Genomic DNA, 26,563 nt, shown 5'->3' on the forward strand with positions numbered 1-26,563 from the left:
TTTTAATATTTTGATTGAATTAATTCAATCGCACAAAACACAATGGAGTTTACTATGAGTAACAAAGGGCAGTTATTACAAGACCCGTTTCTGAACGCATTGCGTAAAGAGCACGTGCCAGTATCGATTTACTTAGTGAATGGCATTAAATTACAAGGCAATGTTGAGTCTTTTGACCAGTACGTGGTATTGCTAAAAAATACTGTAACTCAAATGGTATATAAGCACGCAATTTCTACAGTTGTGCCTGCCCGTCCAGTCAATTTCGCTGCAGATGACGAAGCCAATTAGCCGCATTAAAACTCTACTGAGCGGTGGGTGGTTTTTAGTTGCGTATCAGCAAACACAAATGAGCTTTAAAAGTTTGCAAGGACAAAAACTGAAACTCGATGGGGCAGTGAATAGTCGCCATCAGCCCCCCGATTTAGAGGAGCTTTGGCGCGATTTCAACCGTCGTTTAAGCCGCTTGCTTGGACTGAAAGAGTCGGGCAGCGGCGGGCGCGGTCCGTGGGGCGGAAAAAATGGCCGTTACTATCAGATTGGGCTGGGATGCGCTCTGGCGCTTGCGCTTTGGCTCGGCAGTGGGGTTTATATCGTAGGCGAGGATCAGGCAGGTGTGATTAGTCAGCTTGGGAAATATAAATATACCACTGCTTCGGCCGGCCTCCACTGGCATTTGCCTTATCCATTTCAGTCTTCAGCATTGGTTGATTTGAAGCCTGTGCAACCGATTGAAATCGGCTCCAAGAATTCTTCTGGCGCTAAAAGTTCGCCCATGCTGACGCAGGATGGTAAGCTGGTCGAGGCGCGGTTTACCGTGCAGTATCAGATCAACGATGCCTATGCTTTTCTCTTTAATAATGTCGATGCGCAGATTAGCATTGGGCAGGCAGGTGAGGCTGCGGCTCGGGCGGTTTTGAGCCAACTCAAACTAGACGATCTGCTTTCTCGTAATCAAGAAACAACGGGGTTTGAACTCAAGCAAAAGTTGCAAAAGATGCTTGATCTGTATCACAGCGGTATTCACGTTAAAGACGTGACCATGCAAACCATACGCTTGCCGGCGCAGATACAGGCGGCATTTGACGAGGCGTTAAAAGTGACGCAAGAGAACGAGCGTCAAAATAAGCAGGCTGAAGCATATAGCCACGAAATTCTAACGCGCGCGCGCGCGGATGTGGCGCAGATGGTCAACGAGGCTGAAGGCCATAAAGCACGTGTCATTGCTCAGGCGCAAGGCGATGCAGAGCGTTTTAAGCAAGTGCTTGCCGAATATTCAAAAGCTCCGGCGGTGGTGCGTGAGCATATGTACTTGGAGACAATGCAGCAGATTTATGCCGCTGCGACTAAAGTATTGATAGAGAACAAAACAGCACAGAATCTGATTTATCTACCGCTTGATAAACTCTTGGCAAACAATGCGCCGCCTAAAAGCACCGCGCCTGACGCCAGCCCAAGTAACGGGGTTGCCGCCACGACGAATCCGCCAGCGGGGACAACTCATACGGCTGGGCAGCCAGCGCCAGCGTTAGCTAAAGACCGAGCCCCGGAAACCAGCTCTACGCCTGCGGCAGGCGCAGATCCAACGCGTTTACGCGAGATGCTGCGTACGCGGGACCGCAATGATGATGGACGTTAATCCGGTGAAACTACAAAAAATCGCTATGAACCGAATCGCCCTATTGGTTACCTTTTTATTTGCGCTAGGGTTGGGCGCTTCCATGTTGTTTGTGGTGGATCAGCGCCAATCTGTGGTGATGGTTTCTGGGCTAGGTAACTTCAAGCGGGTGATTAGCGCTCCAGGTCTTTATTGGAAGTGGCCAGCGCCATTTGACCGCGTCATGTTATTGGACAAACGGACGCAAACTGCGAGCAGCCAAAAGCCAGAAAGCTATTTGACAGCCGATCACAAGGAAGTCTTCGTCAGCCTTTACATTAAATGGCGCATTACTGAGCCAATCGCATATTTCAACCACTTTCGTGATGAATTAGCACCTGCGCAAAACCAGCTATTAGAACGGGCGTACACCGCGCTCGATGGAAAGCGCGGGCAATACTCAGCGGTGGAATTAGCCGCTAACAGTGATAACCAAATAATCTCCGCGCTACAAACGCAAACCGCGCAGGCGGCGCGCGAGTGGGGCATTGAAGTTGCAGATATACGCATCACTCATCTGGAGTTTGCGACAGAAGCAAATGATGCAATCTATAAACAGATGGGCGCTGAGCGCACAGAAGCGGCTCACCAATTACGTTCGACGGGTTTGGTCGAGGCGGCTCAAGCACGTTCCTACGCTGACCGTGAGCGCGAAACGATCTTAGCGCAGGGTTACAAGCGAGCACAGATGATCAAGGGCGATGGCGACGCGCAAGCAGTAGCAATTTATGCCAGCGCATTCGGACGCGATCCGCAATTCTATCGTTTCTACAAAAGCCTTGATGCCTATCGGCAGATCTTTCGTGAGCGCGATCTAGTCGTGGTTGATCCAAGCAGCGATTTCTTCCGCTTTATGCACAATCCGGCAGGAATGCCAAGTCGTAAGCCTTAAGTTTGAGCGCATCATCGATGTCTACTTGGCTGCTCCCGGAAAATATTGCCGATCTCTTGCCGTCCGAGGCGCGCAAGCTTGAAGAGTTGCGCCGCCGTTTGCTGGATCGCTTTCGCGTATACGGTTATGAATTGGTGATGCCGCCGTTGCTTGAATATTTGGAATCGTTGTTAACGGGCGCCGGGCAGGACCTTGGCTTGCGAACTTTTAAGCTGGTTGATCAGCTTTCTGGCCGGACCATGGGACTTCGCGCCGATATGACGCCACAAGTTTCGCGCATTGACGCCCATTTGCTAAACCGCCAGGGCATCACGCGCTTATGCTATGCCGGCAGCGTATTGCATACTAGGCCCGCCGGCCTCCATGCAACACGCGAACCTTATCAAATTGGCGCTGAACTATACGGGCACGAGGGTCTGGAAGCTGACGCCGAAATTCAGCAGCTTATGCTTGATAGCTTGGCGCTTGCCGGCTTATCGCGGCTGCGACTTGATCTGTGTCATGTTGGCGTGGTGCAGGCGTTATTCGCAGAAGCTAAGGCCCCGGCGCCGCTTGAGGATAAAATATTAAGCGCTTTGGCGAGTAAAAATCGGTCTCAGTTGCTGCCGTTAACGGCAGCGCTGCCGGTGCTCATACGCGACGCGCTGCTGGCTTTGCCGCAATTATATGGGGCCGCCTCGATGCTGGAGGTAGCGCGCGCGCGCTTGCCGGCTTTGCCAGCGATTACCCGCGCGCTGGACGAGCTGAGTTTTCTGGCCCAGCAAGCCATGGGCGCTGAAGTTACGGTTGATTTAGCAGATTTGCGCGGCTACGCCTATCACAGTGGCGTGATGTTTTCAGTGTATGTTGATCAGGCGTCTAATGCGATTGCGCGCGGCGGCCGCTATGATAAAGTGGGCGCCGTGTATGGTCGGGAGCGGGCGGCCACAGGTTTTTCCGTAGATTTGCGTGAGCTTGTAACGCTCTCGCCACTCACTGCGCGCAGCAGCGCGATCTTTGCGCCATGGCGGCAAGATACCGCCCTGCGTGAAAAAATTGCTGCTTTGCGCGAGAGGGGTGAAATTGTGATCCAAGCTTTGCCAGGTCATGCCGAAGACCTTGATGAATTTGCCTGTGATCGGATTCTCGTGCAACACGGCGACCAATGGCAGGTTGAAGCAAAAGAGTAGTATTCATTTTTAATCCAACTCAAGATTCCAAATATGTCTGGCAGCGCAGTTAACCAAGGACGCAACGTCGTCGTGGTGGGCACCCAATGGGGTGATGAAGGTAAAGGAAAAATTGTTGACTGGTTGACTAACCATGCGCAAGGCGTGGTGCGCTTTCAGGGCGGGCATAATGCCGGTCATACCCTGATTATTGGCGGCCAAAAAACCATTCTACGCTTGATTCCATCAGGCATTATGCGCGCTGGCGTGAAATGCTATATTGGCAATGGCGTAGTCCTTTCGCCTGAAGCGTTGTTAAAAGAAATTAGCGAGCTTGAGGCGGCAGGTCTGACGGTGCGGGACCGGCTCTTTATTTCTGAAGCGGCGACGCTCATTCTGCCCTATCATATTGCACTTGATCATGCCCGTGAAGCATGGCGCGGTGGCGCATGCAAGATTGGCACCACTAAACGCGGCATTGGCCCGGCCTATGAAGACAAAGTTGGTCGGCGCGCATTACGGGTGCAAGATCTATTTGATCCGCTCAGCTTTAGCGAGCGGTTGCGCGACACCCTGGATTTCCATAATTTCGTGCTGAGCCGTTACCTAGGCGCGCAGCCGGTCGATTATCAGCAAACCTTAGACACGATGCTGGCTTTTGCTGACCCACTCGCACCGATGGTCGCTGATGTTTCCGCTAGCCTATATGCAGAAAATCAAGCCGGCAATAATTTATTATTTGAGGGCGCGCAAGGGACCCTGCTCGATATTGATCATGGTACCTACCCATTTGTCACTAGCAGTAATTGCATCGCGGGCGCAGCCACCTCAGGCGCTGGTGTTGGGCCGCAACAATTGCATTATATTCTAGGCATTACTAAAGCCTATTGCACTCGGGTTGGCGCGGGGCCTTTCCCCAGCGAGCTCTATGATGCGGATAACCCGCAACGGCAAGCCGCAGAGGGCTTGGCGCTGGCTAAGGCAGGTAAAGAGTTTGGCTCGGTCACTGGACGGCCGCGCCGCACGGGCTGGTTAGATGCTGCGGCTTTAAAGCGCTCGCTGCAAATCAATGGCGTGAGCGGCTTATGCCTGACTAAACTCGATGTGCTAGATGAATTCGAGACGATTAAACTCTGCGTCGGCTATAAAATAAATGGCCGCTCGCTCGAGTTACTGCCGCCAGGCGCGACTGCCGCGGCCAAGTGCGAGCCGATTTATGAAAATTTTGCCGGCTGGCGGCAAAGTACCGCTGGCATTCGGGCGTGGGACGATTTACCGTTGCTCGCGCGTCAATATCTGCAGCGCATTGAAGCCATTACCGGGGTGCCGATCGATATGATCTCGACCGGTCCCGAGCGTGACGAGACAATTTTGCGGCGCCATCCATTTAATCTCTAATATAAAAATGCATTAAACAAAATGCAGACTGATTGCACCGGGGTGATCTTGCTACTGTAAAAATAAAGGAATGGTTTGATGGCTCAAGACAATCCAGCAGATGCGTCGCACCAGCGTAAGCAATCGATGCCGGTCATCATAGCGGCGGCGCTTGGCGTGGTTTTTGGCGATATTGGGACCAGTCCACTTTATGCATTAAAAGAAGCCTTTAACCCCGCGCATGGCATCCCGCTGACTGCGCCCTCAATACTGGGGGTGATCTCGCTCCTATTTTGGGCCATCGTGATGGTTGTGGCGCTAAAGTATGTACTTTTTGTCATGCGCGCTGACAACCATGGCGAAGGGGGCGTACTGGCCTTAATGGCGCTGGGTTTGCGCTGCCTGCGCCGCGGCTCTAAAGCGGCGGCGTTACTGACTATGCTGGGCATCTTCGGAGCCTGCATGTTTTATGGCGATGCGGTGATCACCCCGGCAATTTCAGTGCTCTCTGCAGTTGAAGGCTTGCGTCTAGTCGCGCCCGAGTTAGCGCAGTTTGTGTTGCCGATTACTCTAGCAATTCTGGTGATCTTATTCTGGTTGCAGCGCCATGGCACTGAAGTTGTCGGTAAACTCTTTGGTCCAATTATGCTGCTGTGGTTTGTCACGCTGGCCGCATTAGGCATTTGGCAAATCGCGCAGAGCCCGATCGTGATTCACGCACTTAACCCGATCTACGCGCTGCATTTTATCTCCGAGCATATGCTGCAAGCGTATATTGTGCTCGGTTCAGTGGTTCTTGTCCTGACCGGGGCAGAAGCGCTGTATATGGATATGGGGCACTTTGGCGCGCAGCCAATCCGGCGCGCTTGGTATGGCATTGTGATGCCTGCGCTGGTGTTGAATTACTTTGGGCAAGGCGCGTTACTGCTGACGAATCCGCAAGCGATCGCCAACCCCTTTTATTTGCTGGCTCCGCACTGGGCTCTGCCATTTTTGGTGGCGCTGGCCACGCTGGCGACCGTGATTGCCTCGCAAGCGGTAATTTCCGGCGCTTTTTCGCTGACCAAGCAAGCGATTCAGCTAGGTTACGTACCGCGCATGAAAATCAGACATACGTCGGATCAAACGATTGGGCAAATTTATATTCCGCTGGTTAACTGGCTCTTGCTGGCCGTGATTATTTGCATCGTCCTGAGCTTTAAAAGCTCGGCAAATCTGGCCGCGGCCTATGGCATTGCGGTGACTACCACCATGGTCATCACCACGCTTTTGGCATGCCTTGTCATGTTAAAGCTATGGCAGTGGAATAAACTATGGGTCGCCCTCATTAGCCTGATTTTTATGACGATTGATTTAGCCTTTTTTGGCGCGAACTTGCTTAAAATCGCTGACGGTGGCTGGTTGCCATTATCGATTGGCGGGGTTTTATTTTTCTTATTGATCACCTGGCATAAAGGTCGGCATATATTAAAAGCGCGCACCACGGCAGACGGCATTGCCTTACAGCCTTTTATTGCAAGTCTGCTGAGCTCGCCTCCCCATCGTGTTACCGGTAATGCAATTTATCTGACCGGCAGTGATACATTAGTGCCCGTGGCGCTTTTGCATAATTTAAAGCATAACAAGATACTCCATGAGCGCACTGTGTTGATGACCTTTGTCACGCACGACATTCCTTATATTCAGGAGCAGCGCCGCCTTGATTTGAAAGAGCTCGGCGGTGGCATCTTTGCGGTGCGCGCGGATTACGGCTTTAATGAGACGCCAGACGTAAAAGCCATCCTCCGCTTGCTGGAAAAGCAACACAATATGCCATTTGAGTTAATGGACACGTCATTCTTTTTAGCCCGTGAGACGGTCATTCCTACTCAGTTGCCGGGCATGTCAATCTGGCGCGAGCGCCTTTTTGCATGGATGCACCAAAATGCAGCGAAACCAACCGACTTCTTTAGTATCCCAGCGAACCGAGTGGTCGAATTAGGCACAAAAATTGAGATCTGACCGTATTTTTACTTTTTAAAGCAGCAACGGCCGACTCGATTTAACGCTTAAGTTTAGCGAATGCAGCGGCCATGGCGCCGCTTGGCTCTGGCTTACGCTCACGCCGCTGCGGATTGCGCGGTGCCTCAGCCTGGGGGGCGCTTTTAGCACTTTGGCTTTCATCCGAGAGCCTCATCGTCAAACCAATACGCTGCCGCTTCGCATCCACCTCAAGCACCTTTACGCGCACAATTTGTCCCACTTTGAGAATCTCATGCGGATCTTTAATAAAGCGGTTCGACATCGCAGAAACATGCACCAAACCATCTTGATGAACGCCAATATCAATAAAAGCGCCGAACGCAGCGACATTGGTGACAACCCCTTCTAGCACCATGCCTGGCGCTAAATCACCCAGCTTTTCAATACCTTCCTGAAACTTAGCCGTCTTAAATTCAGGGCGTGGATCACGGCCTGGTTTCTCAAGCTCAACCAGAATATCGCGCACCGTGGGTAGCCCAAAGCGCTCGTCAACGAATTCATTCGGCGTAAGTTTTGCCAATATTTCGCGCTTGCCGATGAGAGCTGTAATCGGTTGCCCCAGTTTTGCAAGAATGCGCTCAATCACCGGATAGGCTTCTGGATGCACTGCCGATTGATCCAGCGGATTCTCGCCGCCATTGATACGCAAAAACCCTGCCGCTTGCTCGAACGTCTTTTCGCCTAAACGGGGTACTTGCTTCAAAGCAGTGCGCGCCGCGAAAGGACCATTCAAGTCACGATAATCGACAATATTGCGCGCGAGGGTACTATTCAACCCTGAGACCCGTGCCAGTAAAGCCGTAGAAGCGGTATTTAAATCGACGCCCACTGCATTCACGCAATCTTCAACCACCGCATCTAAGCTGCGCGCCAGCTCGCGTTGATTCACGTCATGCTGATATTGGCCCACACCGATCGCTTTCGCGTCTATTTTGACTAATTCCGCAAGCGGATCTTGCAAACGGCGCGCAATCGAGACTGCGCCTCGTAGCGAAACATCGAGCTCAGGAAATTCGTTAGCGGCAAATTCAGATGCAGAATAAACTGAAGCGCCGGCTTCTGAGACCACCAATTTTTGTAACTTTAATGCAGGATGACGCTGCATCAGTTCAGTCACCAGCTTATCTGTTTCACGCGAAGCGGTGCCATTGCCAATACTGACCAAACTGGCTTGGGTTGCCTGAGCTAAGCGCGCCAGTTTGGCTAGCGCGCCGTCCCAATCACGCCGGGGTTCATGTGGATAAATCGTATCGGTTGCGAGTAATTTACCGGTACGGTCCACCACCGCCACTTTAACTCCAGTGCGCAGCCCTGGATCAAGGCCGATTACGGCCTGTGGACCAGCCGGCGCGGCTAACAAAAGAGCTTTTAAATTGCGCGCAAAGACCTCGATGGCATCCTGCTCAGCCTGCTCGCGTAAGCGCGTAAACAGTTCATTTTCTAATTGGGGCTGAACTTTGACGCGCCAACACCAGCGACACACGCTGGCAAGCCAAACATCGGCAGCTCGTTGACGTTGCTCGATTCCAAACTGCGCCGCAATCATCGCTTCGCCTGGATGCGGCGTTTGCGTCTCAAGCGCTTCATCTAAAGCCAGCTTGATTTGCAACACCCCGGTGCTCCGTCCACGAAACAGCGCTAGCGCGCGGTGCGACGGCACCTTATGAATGCTTTGCGCATAATTGTAGTAATCGCGGAATTTCTCGGCTTCATCCTGTGTATTGCCTTCCACTACAGTAGCTGACACGATGCCCTGACGCCATAAATAATCCCGTAATTGACTGAGGAGCTCCGCGGTTTCAGCGAATTGCTCAGTCAGAATATCGCGCGCGCCATCCAGAGCAGTTTTAGTATCTGGAACCTTCTGCTCGGCGTTCACAAAGCGTTCCGCCTCGAGCTGTGGATCTAGCGTTGGGTCGGCTAAAAGTGCTTGTGCGAGTGGCTCAAGCCCCGCTTCGCGGGCAATTTGCGCGCGCGTCCTACGTTTAGGTTTATACGGTAAATAAAGATCTTCTAATAATTGTTTACTCTCCGCTGCGTTAATTGCCTGGCGCAAAGTATCTGTCAGTTTGCCTTGCTCTTCAATACTGTTCAGGATCGTGGCGCGCCGCGCCTCAAGTTCGCGCAAATATAAAAGCCGCGTATCCAATGTGCGTAATTGGGCATCGTCAAGATTGCCAGTTGCCTCTTTGCGATAGCGGGCGATGAAAGGAACCGTAGCGCCGCCATCTAACAATTGCACCGCTGCAGCAATTTGCTGTGGCGCAACGGCAAGTTCAGTGGCAATGCGTTGGATGAGAGCAAACGTAATGTTATCCGTCATAAGTCAAAATTTAATTCATAGAAGAGTCGGCGGGCTAAGACCGCTATTTTGCCATAGAGAGTCAAGCAACCTAGATGATTGCCATAAAGAGCCGAAATCTTAAGAGCAATTGGCCTTAGGAAAAAAGCGGGAAGTTCGTTAATTTATTTAGAACTTCGCAAAAGGACAGTGGAAATCAGTTCGCATAGTTAGACTTTAATGCGCTAGCCGACATGTTTTTGATGTTTTTTCTCGGATAAGAGCGGCATTATGCTGGCGCTTTGCGTGTATTTTATTAATTTTATCTGATGCGGCGCTCATCTTTTATTTTATAAATAACGCGGGTCGGCGGTGGCAAAGAGTTTGGTTTTTGGCATGATTTTATTCTGTGAGAGCTATACGTATCAGGAACCACAGATAGTTTAAGGATTTTTATTCAATGGAATTAATTAATAATTATAGTTTAAATGACGTGAAGATAGGGCAAGAGGTTCTTAAAAAACCAGAAGATACTATCCACTTGCCGAGCAAGAGTAAGTCGGACGGATGGCTAAAACGCAACGATGGACTCCGTATATTAAATCCAATTTATTATGGCGTAAATCGCATAACCCAAGGTTCAACTATTCTAGTAAACTGGTCTATACATGATGCTATGGCGCGTAAAAATATAAAATTAGGAGATTATAAAATTACCTCTAGAATGGTTAAGACTTGTACCTGCCCAGGTAAATTACCTCCGCAAGGCTGGGCTAAACCATTTGTGAACGAGATATTGAAAAGGGAAAATCCTGAAGAAATACGAGATTTAATACTAAAGTTGAATTTTTATAAAGACAGTACGATAAATGAACAAGTCAAATTGTTAGAGGTACTGAAAGAAAAATCACTTGAGCAGCATAAGGCTCCTAATGGGCATTCTCCTGAAAATCAGTATATGAAGATTTATACTTTCGCTGTGATGCTACTCGAAGGGCATGAGGGTATGCAAGCTAGGTTTGGATAAGTTCCACTGCGCTCTTTTTCTGATCTACTTTTAAACTAAAAATGAGTCCATAACGCTTCAATCCAAGAAGCGATATCTGGCAAAGATGAAAGTTGACGATAAGAAATGAGCGAGCCAGCTCAGAACGCGTTAGAATTCTTCTATGTTCTATTCATTCTTTGCTCTTATTTTTCTTGTACTGTCGTTAGGCGCGCACGCTGACGAGAGTATGCAGGCTAGGTTTGACGCGCGCCAAGCAGCGCTTGATCAGCGCGCGGCTGAACTGGATTACCGTTACGCCTTCGAGCAGCATCATTGCTACTCCCGCTTTTTTGTTAATTATTGTTTGAATAAAGCCCGTGCAAAAATGCATGCTGCGAGCGCCGCGCTACGCGGTGAGCAGCTAACGCTTGAGCATGAAGTGCGCGCGCTGCGCGCACAGCAATATGCCGAACATGTAGCGCAGCGCCAGGCCCAAGAAGCGGCTGCTTTACCCCAACGCAAAGCGCAAGAGCAGCGCAACCAGGCGCGTTACGCAGATAAACAGGTTGAGCACCAGCGTAAGCTAGAGCAAGCGCGTGTGCAATCTGCGCGCAGCGCACAGAACGTAGCGCGTTATAACGCAAAGCAACAAGCGGCGAAGCAGCGTAATGCACGCCGCTCCGCGTCGCAACAGCATAAGCCGGATGCAGATACCGCCCCATGAAGCTGAGCCAGCAAGTGGCTTGATCGCGCAACACAACGCTCAGCTTGAGCAACTGTTTGCGGCTGACGGATCGCTAGCGCGCAAGCTAACCGGCTATCGCCCGCGTGCAGCCCAACTGACGATGGCGCAAGCAGTCGCCGCGACGATTGAGAAAGGCGCGCATAGCGACAGCACATTGCTAGTTGAAGCGGGCACCGGCACAGGTAAAACCTTCGCTTATCTGATTCCCGCCATTTTGTGGGGGGGCAAAGTCATTCTCTCGACGGGCACCAAGCATTTGCAGGACCAGCTCTTTGCGCGTGATATTCCGTTGGTGCGAGATGCACTGAACGCTCCCGTATCGGTTGCAATTCTCAAAGGTCGCGCTAATTACATCTGCCATTATTATCTGCAACGCACCGCTCAGAGCGGCAGCTTGCCCACGCCGCAAGACGCTGCCCATTTACGCGAAATTATCCGCTTTGCCAAAATTACGCACAGCGGAGACAAAGCAGAAATCGCCCATGTACCCGAGTCGGCTCCAATCTGGGCATCCGTCACATCAACGCGCGAGAATTGTCTCGGCCAGGAATGTGCGCACTATAAAGAATGTTTCGTAATGCAGGCGCGCCGTGAAGCGCAGCAAGCCGATATAGTGGTGGTCAATCACCATCTTTTTTTTGCCGATATTATGTTGCGCGAGGGCGGGGTTGCTGAATTATTACCGAGCGCGAATACCATTATTTTTGACGAAGCGCATCAACTACCTGGCATCGCTACGCTCTTTTTTGGCGATGTCACTTCGACTAACCAGTTTCTTGAGTTAGCTCGAGATATCACTGCGGAGGGCCTTCAATCTGCACGAGATGCAGCGGATTGGGTAGATTTAGGGGCCATGTTGACGCAAGCTGCACGCGATGTAAGGCTTGCCTTTGAGCCGTCAAACATTAAACTGCCGTTGGCCCAACTCGCATCTGACCATCCTTTACATGAGGCGTTGGCCACTTTAAGCGCTCAGCTTGACACCTTGATCGTCACGCTTGCGGCTCAAGCCGAACGGGCCGAGTCGCTTGTCGCCTGTTTACGGCGCGCATGTGAATTGCATGCTGCGCTGAAAAATTTTCAGACGGAAGCGCCGACTCAAACAGATAAAATCTGCTGGATCGAAGTTTTTGCCTATACGGTGCAATTGCATATTACGCCATTATCGATTGCCCCGATTTTTGAGAAGCAGCGCGCAGGCACACCACGCGCCTGGATTTTCACTTCGGCGACTTTATCGGTGAAAGGGGATTTTAAGCACTATGCGGCGCAAATGGGGCTAGCTGCAGATCGTTCAATCAGTTTGCCTAGTCCTTTCGATTACGCTCAGCAAGCTTTGTTATATGTGCCGCAAGGATTGCCGCAACCCGCTGCGCCTAATTTTATCGATGCGCTTTGGGAAGTCGTTTTACCCGTGCTGGAGGCCGCAGGTGGCCGCGCTTTTGTTCTATGCACTACGTTGCGCGCCGTCAACCAAATTGCGCAGCGCTTACGTGCAGTCAGTCAAACACGGGCATGGAATTTTCCATTATTGGTGCAAGGGGAAGCGAGTCGAGGAGAATTGCTTGAACGTTTTCAGCAATCCGGCAACGCCATCTTAGTGGGCAGTCAAAGCTTTTGGGAAGGTGTGGATGTCCGTGGCGGCGCTTTGTCGTTAGTCATCATTGATAAATTGCCGTTCGCGCCGCCCGATGATCCGGTGCTTGCAGCACGGCTTGCATTGCTTGAGCAACAAGGGCTGAGTCCATTTGTTGATTATCAATTGCCGCAGGCAGTGATTGCCTTAAAGCAAGGCGCTGGCCGATTGATTCGGGCAGAAACGGATCGCGGCGTATTAATGATTTGCGATGCGCGTTTGGTCGATAAACCTTATGGGCGGCGGATTTGGCAGAGTTTGCCAGCGTTTAAACGCACGCGAGATTTGAGTGAAGTACAGGCGTTTTTTGATGCAGCAGAGGGTGGTGAATGATCAATCATTCGCGCATGCAAACATCAATTCGTGAAGAAGCGGCGAAGTCTGCTTCGCATAGTTAGACTTTGCCGTAGTAGCCAATTCTTTTTTGCTGCCTTTACTTCGGTGTTTTAAAGATAAAGCACTGGCCTTTGTTTTTATCGATCTGCTGTAAATACAGCCTTGACCTAAGCGTGCTTTATAAGTAAGCACGCGAGGTAAGAGGCTGTTTGTATCAGCGCTAAATTCTCTCAGAAAGTATCATGTTTACTAATCCAATACGTTCACGCTCTTTTCCTCCTTCGGCGAAGGAAGCAAATTCATTTCAAAATCAAAGTATAAATCAATCGTCATCTTCCAGTAGTATTTTAGACAGAATTAAAAATTTAAGGGGATTAAATAAGAAAAAGAAAGATGAAGATGAGGCGTCACCGGAGAGAAAGGCTTTTGCTGATAGTGTATTTGAGCTAGGTGAGCGAATGCAATTTGAACTTTTATGTAAAATAGGCGCAGAAGATGGTGATTCTGATCTAATTGAAAAGGGATTAGAGGCACTAAAGAATAGAGATAAAAATAAGGTATCAAAAGATCCAGAGCGATTTGAAATTTTATCTACTCTCATCAGAGAAAATTCTGATCCAGAATTTGCTGATGCATGGTTAAAAATGCTAAGGAGTGAAGATGTTGATGAAGTATCACAAGAAACAAAAGATCGTGCTGATAATATAGTTAAAATGGTTAATCAAGCGCAAAAAGTGAGTTTAATCAAGATGAGTATAGATAATGATGATATAGAATTTATCAAACAGATATTTGGACTTGATGAAGCAAACGAAGAAATGCGGGAGCTATTTTTTAAGAATAATTATTTTTTGCCTTACGCTAGTAATAATCAAGCTACTACTAGTAAAGCAATGTTTGAAACTTTACTTGGTTTTTGCTCTCAGACGGATAAACTTAGAACGCAAGATAATAAAATTCCTTTAGATTTGGCAACAAATTTATAAAACGCTATAGTGCTTCACTGTTACATTAAACCCGCAGTCAGGTGCCTGTCTACTGCGGGTTTAATTGTACTTTCACGGCTAATGCATCAACGTATCAGAAGGCGTTTCCTGAAACTCTTTACGGTAACCATTCACCAACGTGGAGCGATTCTGTACTCCCCATTTCTCCGCCACATCGGCAATCGATGCCCCCGCTTCATTCAGCAGATCATTACGAATCCGCTCCATGCGTTGACGCCGGATGACTTCAGTAGGCGACAATCCAACATACGTTTTGAAGGCCATTTGTAAGGCGCGTTCGGTAACACCAATATGAGCGGCGACTTCTCGTACTGACAAATCAGGCCGGCTTAGATTGCCCAACAAATACGTATAGGCGCGGCGATATTTGCCAGGCAGGCGGGCGCAGACATCATCCAACGGTGTATGAGCAGTGTTGCGTACGCGTTGCTGAGAATGAAAATCTGCAGGCAAGCTGGCAGTACGCATAGATTGCATTGCTAAGAGCGCATAACGTCCATAATGGTGCATGGATTCTTCAATCCGGCCAATTTGCTGACAGGCTTTAGCAAGGCAATAGAAATACTCAATGTTATTGTGTACTACCGTATGGCGCAGACCCTGACCAAAATGATTGAAATTAAGCAGGCTTTGCGCCAGGCGAGTGGCATCAGTAGCCAGTGCGGCAAGCGCAATTTCAACTCGAACTGTGCGTTGGTACAAATCCAATTCAGCGGCGCTAGCCCAATTCAAATGCGCTTGCAGTTGGTTGGCTACATCAGCCGAGCCGAGGGCAAACGCATGAAGCTGGCGCAGATAATCCAGCCGGCGCGTCAATAAATCTGAGGTCATGACTTTGATCGGTAAACTCGACAATGCAGGCGGCATAAAATTAGCGGCTGCCACTTGCCAATAAACATGATCAGTCAGTTGAGGCGATTGCCTCAGTTCATACTGAATCGTAAAATCAAAGTTAATCGTATGGGCAAGCTGTTGCCAATCTTCAAGTTGCTCTCTTAAAGCCAGGGCGCGCATTTCTTCCAGATACCGATAGGCTTCGTTCAAGTAGCCAAGGGTATGTAATACAAGGGCAGTTCCGGTGAGCGCTTCAAGCCGGTGCGGCACACTGAGTTCGTTTTCATTTAAAAGACGCGTAAAGCAACTCAGAGCGGTACTAAAGCGATGCAAAAAGAACGCTTGCCATCCGGTATTGCGGCAGGAGCGAATGCGCAGAAGGGATTTTGAATGACGAATCAGGCGGCTTGATTTGCGCAAGCTTTCTTCCGCCTCTTCAAAGCGCCCGAGCGCGAGTTGAAAATCGCCACTGATTCTAAAGTCTTCGGACAAAATGTCAGCAGATACGCTGTGCTGCTCGCCGTCAGTACGCTTGCCGGCAAACAGTAAAGCTTCGCGCACCTTAGCATTAAACACCATCTCTTTGAGAGTGCTATTGGGTTCGTTGGCGCTAAGCACCGAAATCATTGGGAAATACACTATCCAGAACATGTCATCTCCTAACATCGAACCTAGCGTCATGATTAAAGATGAAATAGGTTTTTATTCATCTCAGCTTGCAACGCTGTCTGACATAAACCATGCTAGACCCGCGTTAGGTGGAGATTTTCAAAAAATCTTTGTAGTTTTGTTTTGTTTAGAATTGGTGGAGGAAAGGCTGGCTCCCGTAGCGGATGAGAGGGTTCGCTATGGGAGCTAGGTTAGAGGTAAGTGGAGAGTTTTTGAGAATCAGCGAAGGGGGAGCGATTAGGTTTTTAGCTTTAGAGGTAGCTCATAAGAAATCCTATAAATTTTGGTTATACTGTTCTTTTAAATTGGCAAGCATTTCATCGCTATAATTTGAATTATTTTCTATATCATTATGACCTATACCTGCAATTAATTCATTATAAAATCCTGCGGAAGGTTCTTTGAATGTTTTGATTTCCGTTTTTTCTTTTTCGTCTTTGTGATCTGTGTCTGAAGTTAATCCATCATAAAATCCTTCGGGAGGTTTTATAAATATCTCGATGCCTTTCGATTTTAATTTATTTATATGGTTTTGGTAATCTGGATCTTTTGATGCGGAATGACTGATTATAATAGGGGCAAGACTCTTTAGTTTATCAAAATAAAATTTTCTATCTTTTTTTGATAAATTTTCCATGATTTTTGAATAATTATCATTGCTCCATGGTTTAACCTCGCTTTTATCATTAAGTAAATCTCCAAGCGCTAAGCTATATAGTTTTTGGGCTATATTTGTTTGACGTACCTTATTTTTATGAGCTTTATTGGAAAATTCAATCAAATCGGAAAATGGATCTACATAACCCTCATCATTGTTTTTAAGGGTAACTTGTGATCGATTATTAGATTTAGAGTTATTAATTGCTTGGCTAGCTGTACGTCTATCTTTTCTAATAGTTAATGCTGAGAATATAGTAGATCTTTTTTTATCTTCTATGTTGTTATTTGACGTGGATAAATTTTGAGAATCACCTTGAGTAGTAGTTGTGGCTGGGCTTTTAAAAATTTTGGCCGCTATAGACTTGAACATAAATAACTCCGTAAGTGTAGTGTTAGGTTAAGGGTAAGAAAAAGTAACCTATTAATATTGCCCATCACGTATAGTAAGCAACCTACGTTATGTCAATGGTATGCGTGCGAATAAATAAAGAGATTTGCGAAAAAATTATAGCTAGCTTTATGTGATGTTAAAAATAAATTGATGGTTAGTAATTATTGTTTGTGAATATATATGGTTAGATGTTTATCTTCAGGTTTTTTTATGTTAGAAATGATTTTTGGAAATTTGAATATTTATATATTCTCAGGCGGAAAAGCCTCTCCCTTTAGGGTTTATGTAAAATTTATAGGTTAATATCAAGATATTTTTCTAATATTTTTATCTTTTATAAAATATTGATTTCTGCATGAAATTTACAATTAAATATTTAAAGAGTTATTTTATTTATATAAGTTACTTAAGACGTCACCGAAAAATTCTTCATCATTATCTAGATTTTCTCTGGCTAAGTGCCTTTTGTATTGATCCTTGATTAACTCTACATCCGCGTCATTTTTAGTGATAGGTATTTTTCTTGAGTATTTCGATGGATAAGTATATTCTTGATTGTTATTTCTAGAAAAGTTTAAATTATCTTGGTTTGAGGGAGTGCTTTTTATATGATTAAGATCAAGTGGTTTAATAGTGACTATGGTTGGAGATCTTGTTTGGATTTGATTGCCTCGTGGTATTTCTTGTATTCGATTGTCCGTGTTGCTTAAATTCTCATTTTCACGTGCAGTTAATCTGCTTTCTATTTCTGTTATATACATTGTGCTTTCATTGCTTTTCAATAAATTTTTGCTGATTATAGTATTTCCGAATTTTTCTAAAATTGCTTTGAAGTAATCATCTATTTCTTCATTTGTTATATGTTTTTTATATTGTTGATACATGTAATTATTCCATGGTATAAGTTTATAATTTTTATTTTCGGTTTGTTTTATTTCTTTTATTTCTTCTTCAAAAAGTGATTTTACCATTTCAGGGTTTTCAGGGTTTGTTATTTGGTTTACAAAGTTATTGGGAGTATCAAAAAAAGGTTCATGGCTTTTTCCTATTTTTCTTCCTTCTTTTGAGGGGTTTGTACCTTTATTTTGTTTTATATTTTTTTTGGTGGAATTATTTGTTTTTTCAGGGCGAGATTTAAATGAATTGAAAAAGTTAATGAATTTGTTTTTTTTGAGATTGTTTTCTTTTTTATTTTTGGTGGTATCTTGATGAGGTGAAATTTTCCCTATTTCTGTTTGTGATGCATTATTCATACCTTCAGTTTGAGTGAGGCCAGTATTACTACTTTTATTGATGTTTAACATAAACCGCTCCGTGAATATTGACTGATGGATAAAACGGAAAATACAGTGGTTGAAACTGATATGTACTAGCCAGTTATAATAAATGGCATAGATTATGTTGGTAGCACTTAAGCGAATTGATGAGATAACTTACGAATCAAAATAAGAGAACAGCCCACGTATTGTTTGCTAGTGCGTGGGCTGTTAATACTACTTAGTAACAAAGGCTAGCCACAGAAGCACTCGCACTAGCTTCAGACTTTTTTTCTGTTTGTATGGCTTCAAGCCGGTAACCAAACGCATAAATTGTCTTGAGCTGAACGCCTGAGGTTTCGTTCAGGTCTAACTTTTTACGTAACTTGTAAATATGTTGCTCGAGCGTGCGGCCTACTATATCTTCGTAATTGCCCCAGATAGCTTCAGAAATCTGTTGTCGGCTTAAAAAATGCCCTAAATTTGAGAACAGAAGCCAGGCAATGGCAAATTCTCGTGAGGTTAGCCGAATCGCCTGGCCGTTGGCAAAGACCGAGCCATTACGTTTATCGAGGACGTAACCATTGGTTTCAATTTTGGCGGAACCTTGGTCGCGTGCTTTGTTACGGTTGAGCAAAATATGGGCGCGTGCATTCAACTCACGAGGATTGACTGGGCCAAATACGACATCGTCCGCACCTGCCGCCAAGGTATCTTTCAAGTTATCTATATTGAAAAATTGTTCGATCACAATCACTGGCGTACGGCGATCTGAATAACATTCGCGCCATGAACTGAGTGGATGGTGCGATGCATATTGCCCGTGATTGGCATCAATCAAAATCAGACTGAAGGTTTGTCGAGGGAGCTCGCGCACTAGCGCAAGGTCTTCGGCAAATGATGAACAGATTACATTTTCACCTGCGAATGCATCGCAGACCAGCCTGAAAAGGCGCTCATTTTTTGTTAGCACAGCTACCTTCACAGTATTCTCCAGTTTGGTTCAGTGAACTCCATTAGCCAGAGCTTTTGGGGCTATTTTCGCGCCGTGACACAGTGCTTAATCAATCTGAGGCGTTATTGAAAATTTAATCCTGGCTATAAGGTCTTGCTGTTACCAGATGTTACGGGCTGAAATTTACTATGACTGGGGAAAATTTCGGTTTCTAAAACATCCTTCGCTATAGGGGCTATAGCCTCTGGTGTGACAATATTTTTTGATACATTGTTGTTCAAGATAAGTTCCGTAGCGCTGCTTTGAGTGGCGCTAGATTCATCCTCGAAAAGTTTGGTGAGCTGAGCGAAAGGGTGGAGCATTGAGAACATCAGCATATCGCCAACGGGTGGATTGCGCGCAGGGCGTGCCTCCCAATTAGTTAAGTAAGCTTCATATACAAAGCCTAAGCGTTCGACGAAACTGGCCGATTTCCCTTTGGGATCGCAGGTGACTTGCATGCGGTATACGCCATCCTGCCGGCTGGCCCATCTGAGGGCTTTGATAAATATTTCTATCGCGGGGCGAAAGCGTTTCATGCCCGGTTTTTGCGAAGTCAAAAGACCGAATTCAATACGTGGCAGCGTCGGGCGCATTTCAAGCAGCCCTACAATTTGTTCGAGTTCTCGATCCTTGAGAGCCCATATATAGGCATGCCCATAATTCCAGGCGATACTGGTTAGACGTATGTAAAGTTTGGTTTGTTCTATGGCGGTGTGGGTGGCATGCGATATGTATTCTGTAACACGTGAATCGCTTAGCAAATTATCGAATAACTGTTGCGCATCTCTCAGTTGGAATGGTTCAGCGACCATCTGAGTGGTTTCGAAATGCTCGGGGGGGCAAAATTGGGACATGGAAGCTCCGAATCGATTTGTGATGGCTTAAGTAGTACGAGCAGGTTTGATTTATTGTTTTACATTGTTGCGGGCATACACGGCGGCAAGCGAATATAAGCATCGAACGGCGAAAAATTTAAAGCGAGGTGTTAGTTGGCAGAGGAGAATCTACGCAAGCAGGGGGATCTTTCGTATTTGTGCAATTGCTTCGCATTCGCCTACTACAACAGGGTCGCCAACGCCTGAAAGTGCTTTGGGGTCAACTGCGCTAGCTAGTAAGAGTGTACGAACAAGTACATCGAATTCTAGTCATCAGGTCGTAGCGTTAGCTATCCTGGCATTAAGCAGAGGGGGGGCTGCGAATAGTTCAAACTCTGCATTTAAGCCTTCCTTTTTTGATACATTGTTGTTCAAGATAAATTCCGTAGCGCTGCTTTGAGCGGCGCTAGATTCATCCTCGAAAAGTTTGGTGAGCTGAGCGAAAGGGTAGAGCATTGAGAACATCAGCATATCGCCAACGGGTAGGTTGCGCATTGGGCGCGCCTCCCAATTAGTTAAGCAAGCTTCATATACAAAGCCTAGACGTTCGACGCAACTGGCCGATTTCCCTTCAGGATCGCAGGTGACTTGCATGCGGTATACGCCATCCTGCCGGCTGGCCCATCTGAGGGCTTTGATAAATATTTCTAACGCTGGGCGAAAGCGTTTCATGCCCGGTTTTTGCGAAGTCAAAAGACCGAATTCAATACGTGGCAGCATCGGGCGCATTTCAAGCAGCCCTACAATTTGTTCGAGTTCTCGATCCTTGAGGGCCCACATATAGGCATGCCCATAATTCCAGGCGATACCGGCTAGGCGTATGTAAAGTTTGGTTTGCTCTATGGTGGCGTGGGTGGCAAGCGGTATGTATTCTGTAACGCGTGAATCGCTTAACAAATTATCGAATAACTGTTGCGCATCTCTCGGTTGGAATGGCTCAGCGATCATCTGAGTGGTTTCGAAATGCTCGGGGGGGCAAAATTGGGACATGGAAGCTCCGAATCGATTTGTGATGGCTTAAGTAGTACGAGCAGGTTTGATTTATTGTTTTACATTGTTGCGGGTATACAGGGCGGCAAGCGAATATAAGCATCGAACGGCGAAAAATTTAAAGCGAGGTGTTAGTTGGCAGAGGAGAATCTACGCAAGCAGGGGGATCTTTCGTATTGTGTGCAATTGCTTCGCATTAGAGGGCGGGCGGAATGGCGCATCGGTTTATAAAGCTAATGAAAACCACGGCGCTTATGAAATTTGCATGATTAAGATTTTTTTCGTGGGCCTACGAATTGAATTAATGAATGGAGCATATGATGTTTAATCCTACCTCGGCGCGGCCAATCTCGCCTACTACAGTTTCGCCACTGCCTGGAGGTACTCAGGAGTCAGGCAAAGCGCCAGCTAGTAAGAGTGAACGAACAAGTACATCTAGTTCTGGTCATCAGGTAGCGGCGCTAGCTAGTCTGCCATTCAGCAGAGGGGGGGCTGTGGGTACTTCAAACCCTGCATTTCAGCCTTCCTCTAACAAACTTGCACGCCGCAATAGTATGGGATCGTATTCATCTGATGCCGCTCGCCTCGAAGAGTTTAGGGCGAAGCACCAGTTTAAGGGAAAGAAAACTGACGCCCCGAACGTTGGGGGATCTGCCGCAGCACCGCTCACGCCAGTACAGATAAACAATGGGGGACAGAGTAATCCTCCCGCTAACAAACTTGCACGTCGCAATAGTATGGCGTCGATTGGCGCGTATTCATCTGATACTGCTCGCCTCGATGAGTTTAAGCTAGGGTTAACGAGTGGGGAAATTAAATCCTATGGAGTTGAAAAATCTGCCGAAGTAACGTTCACGCCAGAACAGATGGACAAGGCACAACAGATGGTGGGCGAGGCTATTGCACAGGCATTGACGCAGTTAACGAGTGAAGGCAAGATGAACGAAAATACAAGAATAAATTTTGCTGGTGGATATCTTGAAGAAAAAATCGAACCCAAATTGTTAGAAATCGTGCAGTCGCCAATATCGGACGATGAGAAAAAGGAAGCGCTTCAGGGTTTAGTATATGAAGCGATAAAAGAAAATATCAAACATGATGCTACCCCGGTGGTGTCTGAGGCTGGCCTGCACAAGCCTGGTCAAACGGCTGACCCGCATAAGCCTGGTCAAACGGCTGACCCGCACAAGCCTGGTCAAACGGCTGACCCACATAAGCCTGGTCAAACTCCTCAGTATGCACCTCCATCTTCTCCCCCTCCTCTAGATCCCAAGATGCAGGCAGCCATGGAGGCGTCGATGCAACAGATGATGCAGCAATATCCTCAATTCATGCAGCAAATGATGCAATTGCAAGCCATGTATATGAACTTTGTCAGCAGCTTACTGCAAACGATGGCTCAAACGTTAGAAAAAGGGAATCATGCGATGATCGGGCGGTAGCACGTTGATAATGGAGTAGGCTATGATTACGAGTAGCTCACCTAGCATAATTGATTCGTCAGCATATGCGTTAGAGAGAGATTACCTGTCGGATCTTAATTTAGACCCCGGGGCTAATGATAATGCGCAAACACGAATCCAGCAGCTTATTTCGTTGCCTGGGTTGTCTAGTGCTAAATTCAGGCAGGCAATTTCATCCGCCTTTACTTGGAATCCTGCTCAAAATGTCTTGGCTCAGGGGCATCATGTACCTCACCTGGCGAAGCGCGGGGCGCGGGGCAATGCTGGATCAAATAATGGCTTATCCGCCGCCTATTCGGCTGATGAGTCACCGGCTTTATTTGAGGGGGTCAATGTCAATCTCCAAGCCCAGGAAGAAATCAAGCAATTTATTGAAGCTAAAATAGAAGCTGCGCTTCAAGCCATGGGGATAAACACGACCGAATTTGGCGAAATCGAAGAGACCACTCAGATAGAAAAAATGTGCCGCATGATGATGATGCAACTTTTTGCGCAGTTAATGCTGGCACTGCCAAATGGCTATATGGCACAGATGACCGAAGCCGTGAGCCAAGAGTTTGTGCAGAACGGCCTGCAGATGGGGAATGTTTTATGGATGCCAATGCCCTTAAGAGCGTAACCTGCGGCAAACGAGCGCGCTCGAAGCGCGCTTTTAAGCTTTAATCCATTGAAACTGACCCGCGGCAATTCCTTCGAACATTTCATCGGTCGATTCAAAGATGTTTTTCTGCCAGTAGCGGCCATGTTCCGCATAGTGAGTGAGTAAATCAGCGAGCCAATCACCGGTTACATCGTCGGTCATGACGACGCGCACGATTAAAATAATGCCGCCAGAATCTGGATCCAGGCCAAGTTGCGCTTGGTCTTGCGCATAAATCAATAAATTAGCCTCAAGCATCAGCCTGAACACAGTTAGAGTGCGTCCAGCTGTCACTGTGCCAAAATGAAAATTCAGATAAATAGCGTCAGGGTCTTCCTCTATATGCTCTAATTGTACGTCGAACCCTTCAACTTCGATTGAGCGGGTTTCAATAACGTGCTGCACGTCGGGTAACCCGACTGCTTGGCATAATTCGCTGAGTAGTGATTCGTAACGCTCAACGCTCATGGTCGGACTATCCGGTGATAGATTTCATGCAGCTGTGAGAAAAAAACAATAGTATAAAGAATAATAAAAAACCAGCAAGAATTAAGTTGCCCCAATTCTCGCTGGCAAAAGCGCCATGGGGAGGTTGATCCCTTAATCGCGCCTTAGCGAGAACATGCTTTCATCGCCTCTGAGCCGGACTGGACAACACCAGCCAATGTCTGCATACATGAGCTTTCGAAGTTTTGCTGCATAGACTGCCCGGCTAATCCCATTTGGGCGTTATGCATGCTGGACATTTTGCTGGAAGTTTGGCCGGCTTTGCCCAACATACTCCCTACATTTGCACCACCCATTACTGCTGCTAATGTACCCATGATTAACTCCTGTATTAAAAAGAAAGTTGGATAAAAATTTCAAAGTGATTTACTGCGGTGTTGCTCTGTGCTTGGATGCTTTTAAGTCAGGTTTAGCGCGCGCTACGCAACCCTTGCTCATAAAGTTTCTCAATAATGCGCTGGCCTGCTCGTATACCTTCATACAATTTGCTGAAGTTAGCTCGATCCAATTGATTAACGCTGGCGCTCATCGCTGCGCCCAGTTTTTGCGCTGTAGTTTCAAAAGCTTCCACAAGTCCATGAAATCGCTTGGCCTCGACCGTGCCGGAAGTAAGGTTTTTAGGCAAAGTTTGCAGGTCTTGCTTTACATTTTTCAATGTTTCATAAAGGTTCTCGTTCATTTGGGCGTCTCCGATTAATTTGATAAAGGTATAGCGGGAATGGGGGGGATACCCGGTATGGCGGCAGGTCCTGAGCTAGGTTCAGCCGCTTTTGCCGGAGCCGTTGTGGTTGAATTAGCTGTAGCTACAGTGGTTGCTGAGCCAGATTGGGCTTCGCTGGTTTCTTCGTCTGCGGCTTGCTCCGTTGCATAAATATGTTTGACGCCATCAGGCGTTTCCAAATATTTCACTTGGTCGCTCGAGAGGATGCCGGAGTAGCGGCCGCCTCCATTTCCCGATGGCGCTTCAGTTAAAAACTGCTCGATTTGCTTGACGTTGCTAGATAAATCTGGGCGCAGGCGTTTAAGCGCGGTTTGGGCTTGCATAATATTGGGTACCGCGCCGGTTACCCTGAAGTTGCCAGCGCCGATATACTGGACATTTATCCCTTCAATGCCACCGAGTGCTTCGGCAATATTTTGCGAGACGTTACTGGCGACGTCATAATGCCGCGCGATCTCGCCATTACGGCCTAGTCGGTCAGTAATTTTACGTACGGCAACATCGTCGGAGCTGTTGGCGACCATGCCGCTGATGACGACCATGCCATCGCGTGGCGTCACTTGCAGACCTACCAGACTCGCGTTTTTCAACGCGTTTTTAGTGCGTTCAGCCAAGCTGCTGGCGGTCGGTGGAGGGCTTGGGCGTAAGCGGGCTTCGCTTAGCACGGCTGCGCCTAAGAGCGAGAAGGTTAATAAAGTTGCGCCGATCGTATAACGGGCCGCTGGCCAGCGTGATTTGACCGGGATGGCGGGAGCGACTTCAGATGGGATGGGTTCACTCACGGCGGGAGCCGGCGTCCATAATTTGCTGAGTAATTCCACATCGCTTGGCCAAAGCGCATTTTGTTCACCCAAGCAAAGCACGATACTACCGAATTGAAGTGGCGTGAAATCTTGCCAGTGCATACCCGCTGTCTGCCCAGCTTGCTCTAGCATTGGGGTGGCACCAGTTAGTGGCTCAAACTCTAGAATGATTTTGCCTTCTTCATCAAAGCTGAGTTGAGCGTCTGGTTGATCCCAGTCACTGATGCGGATGTCTGCTTCGTCCTCTGCGCTAATGCGCATTGAGACGGCGTCCAACTGAAGTTGGGCGCCAGCATGAAGTCCTGTCAGAATGCGAAGAATTTTCATTGCCGCCAAATGGCTTAAGGGTTAAAGGAGGGGCTAAGTAGCTAGCCCAAACTTATTGCAATTAAGGTAAATATGGCGGTTTCGCTAGAGCTTGTAGAAAATTTTGCGAAGCTAGATAAAGCTGTGCGAAGTCTTTTGATAGAGGGTTTGGTTTGAAAACATAAAAGTTGGCTCAAACGTTTTTTGTTTGAGCCTCATAGCAATTTTTTTCGTGTGGGGGAGGGTGCGGAGAATGCGGCTGGGATAAATTAGAGAGTGGGTTTATCCAGCTTGCGATGCATGTCTATGCTGCTGGTGCAGCATGATTTGGAATAGAACTGCCGCGATGGGTAAACATTTTTTCGCGCGCTTTTCTTAGTGCAGCTTCCTTCAATGGGTCAGTTTTCCGTAATGGCGGAGGTAGTAACGTGAGGGGAGCTAGCAGATTTTTATGCTGCTCCGCAATCGGTATATCTTCAAGCTTGCGATTTTCTTTAGGCGCATTTTTCATTAATAGTTCTCGGACTTGAGCAAGGTTGGAGGCAGGAGACAAAGTTTTTGCGACACCGTATGCATCAGGATTTTTTGACTGCGTGGGCGTTTCTTCTTGTGATTTTTCTTCCTGCCTGGCCAGCGCTCTAACACTAGTCACTGCGCCAGATGTACTCGATTCGGACTCTGCATGATAGCTAAACTTGGCTGCTTGACTATACCCTATCTTGCGTTTAGCTTGGATTGAGCTATTTTCTTTTTTGCGCTTTTGCTCCTGTTGCTCTTGGTGTGATTGTCCTCGGCCTTGGCCGCCGCCATCGCGCGATACGGCTAAATGCGGCGTGGCTATCGGCAAATGCTGGTTGGCATTGAGTACGGGTTGATTCGTCTGAGGCAGCGGGCGGCGCGGAGGCATACTACGCGAATTAGCTGATTTACCAACCGACGAACGAGTAGTCCTAAAAAATGCACCTTTGTGTTGAGCGAAAAACCGGCGCTGTTGCATTTGACGAGTCGTGACGGCTCTGTCAGTTTGCTGCGCTTGGGCAAGAGGCTCCCCACTATTAACAGGAGGCGACGAAGATTGATTAATACGATGGTTCATTGTGGAAAGGCAGTTAACATAGTTTGGTTAGCAAAACGGAGTAGGGATGAAGCTGCCCAAGGCGCGCTAATAATCAGTGCAATAGTGACAGCGATTAACTTGACGCCATGCGATATGCTGGGATCTTGTAACGATGTCACCGTTTGCAAGAACGTGATTAATAACCCTACTACGGCGGAGACTAAAATAATCGGCAGCGACAGATATAGCCCAAGGAGCATGCCGTCTGTGGTGAGCCGAATAATATTCTGGATTTCCATAAAGTA

At 47.5% G+C, this 26,563-nt stretch carries 26 protein-coding genes; 13 read left to right on the forward strand and 13 right to left on the reverse strand.

The genetic code is table 11. The features are described 5' to 3' along the window. Positions 1-54: 54 nt before the first annotated feature. The 6 genes from hfq to MCB1EB_RS03830 all read left to right on the forward strand — a co-directional run bounded on the left by hfq (position 55) and on the right by MCB1EB_RS03830 (position 7,075). On the forward strand, positions 55-291 hold the full coding sequence (hfq, locus tag MCB1EB_RS03805; protein ID WP_026920877.1) for an RNA chaperone Hfq: 237 nt from the start codon (positions 55-57) through the stop codon (positions 289-291). Further along, entirely contained in the window at positions 275-1,639 is a 1,365-nt protein-coding gene (gene hflK, locus MCB1EB_RS03810) for an FtsH protease activity modulator HflK (RefSeq protein ID WP_052393751.1), read from the forward strand. The genes hfq and hflK overlap by 17 nt, the downstream gene beginning before the upstream one ends. Beyond that, complete coding sequence (hflC, locus tag MCB1EB_RS03815; protein WP_161566175.1) at positions 1,626-2,549, forward strand: protease modulator HflC; 924 nt, start codon at positions 1,626-1,628, stop codon at positions 2,547-2,549. Before hflK ends, hflC begins: the two co-directional genes overlap by 14 nt. A gap of 17 nt (positions 2,550-2,566) precedes the next feature. Continuing rightward, the gene (locus MCB1EB_RS03820) at positions 2,567-3,718 is read left to right on the forward strand and encodes an ATP phosphoribosyltransferase regulatory subunit (RefSeq protein ID WP_045362869.1); all 1,152 of its coding nucleotides are present in this window, start codon (positions 2,567-2,569) and stop codon (positions 3,716-3,718) included. 33 nt (positions 3,719-3,751) lie between these two features. Continuing rightward, complete coding sequence (locus tag MCB1EB_RS03825) at positions 3,752-5,095, forward strand: adenylosuccinate synthase (protein WP_045362866.1); 1,344 nt, start codon at positions 3,752-3,754, stop codon at positions 5,093-5,095. A gap of 126 nt (positions 5,096-5,221) precedes the next feature. Then, on the forward strand, positions 5,222-7,075 hold the full coding sequence (locus MCB1EB_RS03830; protein WP_162499210.1) for a potassium transporter Kup: 1,854 nt from the start codon (positions 5,222-5,224) through the stop codon (positions 7,073-7,075). A gap of 40 nt (positions 7,076-7,115) precedes the next feature. On the opposite strand, the gene MCB1EB_RS03835 is transcribed toward MCB1EB_RS03830, so the two are convergent. Further along, complete coding sequence (locus MCB1EB_RS03835) at positions 7,116-9,419, reverse strand: Tex family protein (protein WP_045362861.1); 2,304 nt, start codon at positions 9,417-9,419, stop codon at positions 7,116-7,118. A gap of 418 nt (positions 9,420-9,837) precedes the next feature. Here MCB1EB_RS03835 and MCB1EB_RS03840 point away from each other — a divergent pair, with 418 nt between their 5' ends. The 4 genes from MCB1EB_RS03840 to MCB1EB_RS03855 all read left to right on the forward strand — a co-directional run bounded on the left by MCB1EB_RS03840 (position 9,838) and on the right by MCB1EB_RS03855 (position 14,068). Beyond that, positions 9,838-10,404: a hypothetical protein gene (locus tag MCB1EB_RS03840; protein ID WP_045362858.1), complete on the forward strand. Its 567-nt coding sequence runs from the start codon at positions 9,838-9,840 to the stop codon at positions 10,402-10,404. 142 nt (positions 10,405-10,546) lie between these two features. Next, positions 10,547-11,089 (forward strand): hypothetical protein, encoded by a 543-nt coding sequence (locus tag MCB1EB_RS03845; protein ID WP_052393749.1) that lies wholly within the window; start codon positions 10,547-10,549, stop codon positions 11,087-11,089. After that, a complete protein-coding gene (gene yoaA / locus MCB1EB_RS03850) occupies positions 11,070-13,079 on the forward strand; it encodes a DNA repair helicase YoaA (protein WP_045362856.1) in 2,010 nt (669 codons plus the stop codon). The genes MCB1EB_RS03845 and yoaA overlap by 20 nt, the downstream gene beginning before the upstream one ends. 245 nt (positions 13,080-13,324) lie before the next feature. After that, on the forward strand, positions 13,325-14,068 hold the full coding sequence (locus tag MCB1EB_RS03855; RefSeq protein WP_045362854.1) for a hypothetical protein: 744 nt from the start codon (positions 13,325-13,327) through the stop codon (positions 14,066-14,068). Between the two features lie 78 nt (positions 14,069-14,146). On the opposite strand, the gene MCB1EB_RS03860 is transcribed toward MCB1EB_RS03855, so the two are convergent. Further along, positions 14,147-15,604 (reverse strand): AraC family transcriptional regulator, encoded by a 1,458-nt coding sequence (locus tag MCB1EB_RS03860; RefSeq protein WP_081677943.1) that lies wholly within the window; start codon positions 15,602-15,604, stop codon positions 14,147-14,149. On the opposite strand from MCB1EB_RS03860, the gene MCB1EB_RS11995 reads away from it, so the two are divergent. Continuing rightward, positions 15,603-15,782 (forward strand): hypothetical protein, encoded by a 180-nt coding sequence (locus MCB1EB_RS11995; RefSeq protein ID WP_081677942.1) that lies wholly within the window; start codon positions 15,603-15,605, stop codon positions 15,780-15,782. The two genes, MCB1EB_RS03860 and MCB1EB_RS11995, sit on opposite strands and share 2 nt — an antisense overlap. 84 nt (positions 15,783-15,866) lie before the next feature. Here the strand turns inward: MCB1EB_RS11995 and MCB1EB_RS03865 are convergent, their stop codons facing one another. From MCB1EB_RS03865 to MCB1EB_RS03885, 5 genes are all read right to left on the reverse strand, one after another. After that, complete coding sequence (locus tag MCB1EB_RS03865) at positions 15,867-16,622, reverse strand: hypothetical protein (RefSeq protein ID WP_045362851.1); 756 nt, start codon at positions 16,620-16,622, stop codon at positions 15,867-15,869. A 410-nt stretch (positions 16,623-17,032) separates the two neighbouring features. Continuing rightward, positions 17,033-17,947 carry a hypothetical protein gene (locus tag MCB1EB_RS03870; RefSeq protein WP_126353869.1) on the reverse strand — a complete coding sequence of 305 codons (915 nt, stop codon included), beginning with the start codon at positions 17,945-17,947 and terminating at the stop codon, positions 17,033-17,035. A gap of 193 nt (positions 17,948-18,140) precedes the next feature. Continuing rightward, complete coding sequence (locus MCB1EB_RS03875) at positions 18,141-18,872, reverse strand: response regulator transcription factor (RefSeq protein ID WP_232034143.1); 732 nt, start codon at positions 18,870-18,872, stop codon at positions 18,141-18,143. Between the two features lie 125 nt (positions 18,873-18,997). Continuing rightward, positions 18,998-19,750 carry a GNAT family N-acetyltransferase gene (locus MCB1EB_RS03880; RefSeq protein ID WP_045362844.1) on the reverse strand — a complete coding sequence of 251 codons (753 nt, stop codon included), beginning with the start codon at positions 19,748-19,750 and terminating at the stop codon, positions 18,998-19,000. A 294-nt stretch (positions 19,751-20,044) separates the two neighbouring features. Beyond that, complete coding sequence (locus MCB1EB_RS03885) at positions 20,045-20,761, reverse strand: GNAT family N-acetyltransferase (RefSeq protein ID WP_045362841.1); 717 nt, start codon at positions 20,759-20,761, stop codon at positions 20,045-20,047. A 320-nt stretch (positions 20,762-21,081) separates the two neighbouring features. Between MCB1EB_RS03885 and MCB1EB_RS03890 the strand changes: the two genes are divergently transcribed. Both MCB1EB_RS03890 and MCB1EB_RS03895 read left to right on the forward strand, forming a co-directional pair. After that, positions 21,082-22,203, forward strand: coding sequence for a hypothetical protein (locus tag MCB1EB_RS03890; protein WP_045362838.1), 1,122 nt, complete (start codon positions 21,082-21,084; stop codon positions 22,201-22,203). A gap of 22 nt (positions 22,204-22,225) precedes the next feature. After that, positions 22,226-22,843 (forward strand): hypothetical protein, encoded by a 618-nt coding sequence (locus MCB1EB_RS03895; RefSeq protein WP_045362836.1) that lies wholly within the window; start codon positions 22,226-22,228, stop codon positions 22,841-22,843. Between the two features lie 33 nt (positions 22,844-22,876). Here the strand turns inward: MCB1EB_RS03895 and MCB1EB_RS03900 are convergent, their stop codons facing one another. The 6 genes from MCB1EB_RS03900 to sctS all read right to left on the reverse strand — a co-directional run bounded on the left by MCB1EB_RS03900 (position 22,877) and on the right by sctS (position 26,557). Continuing rightward, positions 22,877-23,332, reverse strand: coding sequence for a CesT family type III secretion system chaperone (locus tag MCB1EB_RS03900; RefSeq protein ID WP_026920859.1), 456 nt, complete (start codon positions 23,330-23,332; stop codon positions 22,877-22,879). A gap of 143 nt (positions 23,333-23,475) precedes the next feature. Further along, positions 23,476-23,688: a hypothetical protein gene (locus MCB1EB_RS03905; protein WP_026920858.1), complete on the reverse strand. Its 213-nt coding sequence runs from the start codon at positions 23,686-23,688 to the stop codon at positions 23,476-23,478. 92 nt (positions 23,689-23,780) lie between these two features. Then, the gene (locus tag MCB1EB_RS03910) at positions 23,781-24,050 is read right to left on the reverse strand and encodes a hypothetical protein (protein WP_045362833.1); all 270 of its coding nucleotides are present in this window, start codon (positions 24,048-24,050) and stop codon (positions 23,781-23,783) included. Between the two features lie 14 nt (positions 24,051-24,064). Continuing rightward, the gene (locus tag MCB1EB_RS03915) at positions 24,065-25,222 is read right to left on the reverse strand and encodes a hypothetical protein (protein WP_052393743.1); all 1,158 of its coding nucleotides are present in this window, start codon (positions 25,220-25,222) and stop codon (positions 24,065-24,067) included. 283 nt (positions 25,223-25,505) lie between these two features. Beyond that, on the reverse strand, positions 25,506-26,297 hold the full coding sequence (locus MCB1EB_RS03920; RefSeq protein ID WP_045362830.1) for a hypothetical protein: 792 nt from the start codon (positions 26,295-26,297) through the stop codon (positions 25,506-25,508). Next, a complete protein-coding gene (gene sctS / locus MCB1EB_RS03925) occupies positions 26,294-26,557 on the reverse strand; it encodes a type III secretion system export apparatus subunit SctS (protein WP_026920856.1) in 264 nt (87 codons plus the stop codon). Before sctS ends, MCB1EB_RS03920 begins: the two co-directional genes overlap by 4 nt. Positions 26,558-26,563: the final 6 nt, after the last annotated feature.

Origin of the sequence: Mycoavidus cysteinexigens (assembly GCF_003966915.1) — a bacterium.
Classification (GTDB): Bacteria; Pseudomonadota; Gammaproteobacteria; order Burkholderiales; family Burkholderiaceae; genus Mycoavidus; species Mycoavidus cysteinexigens.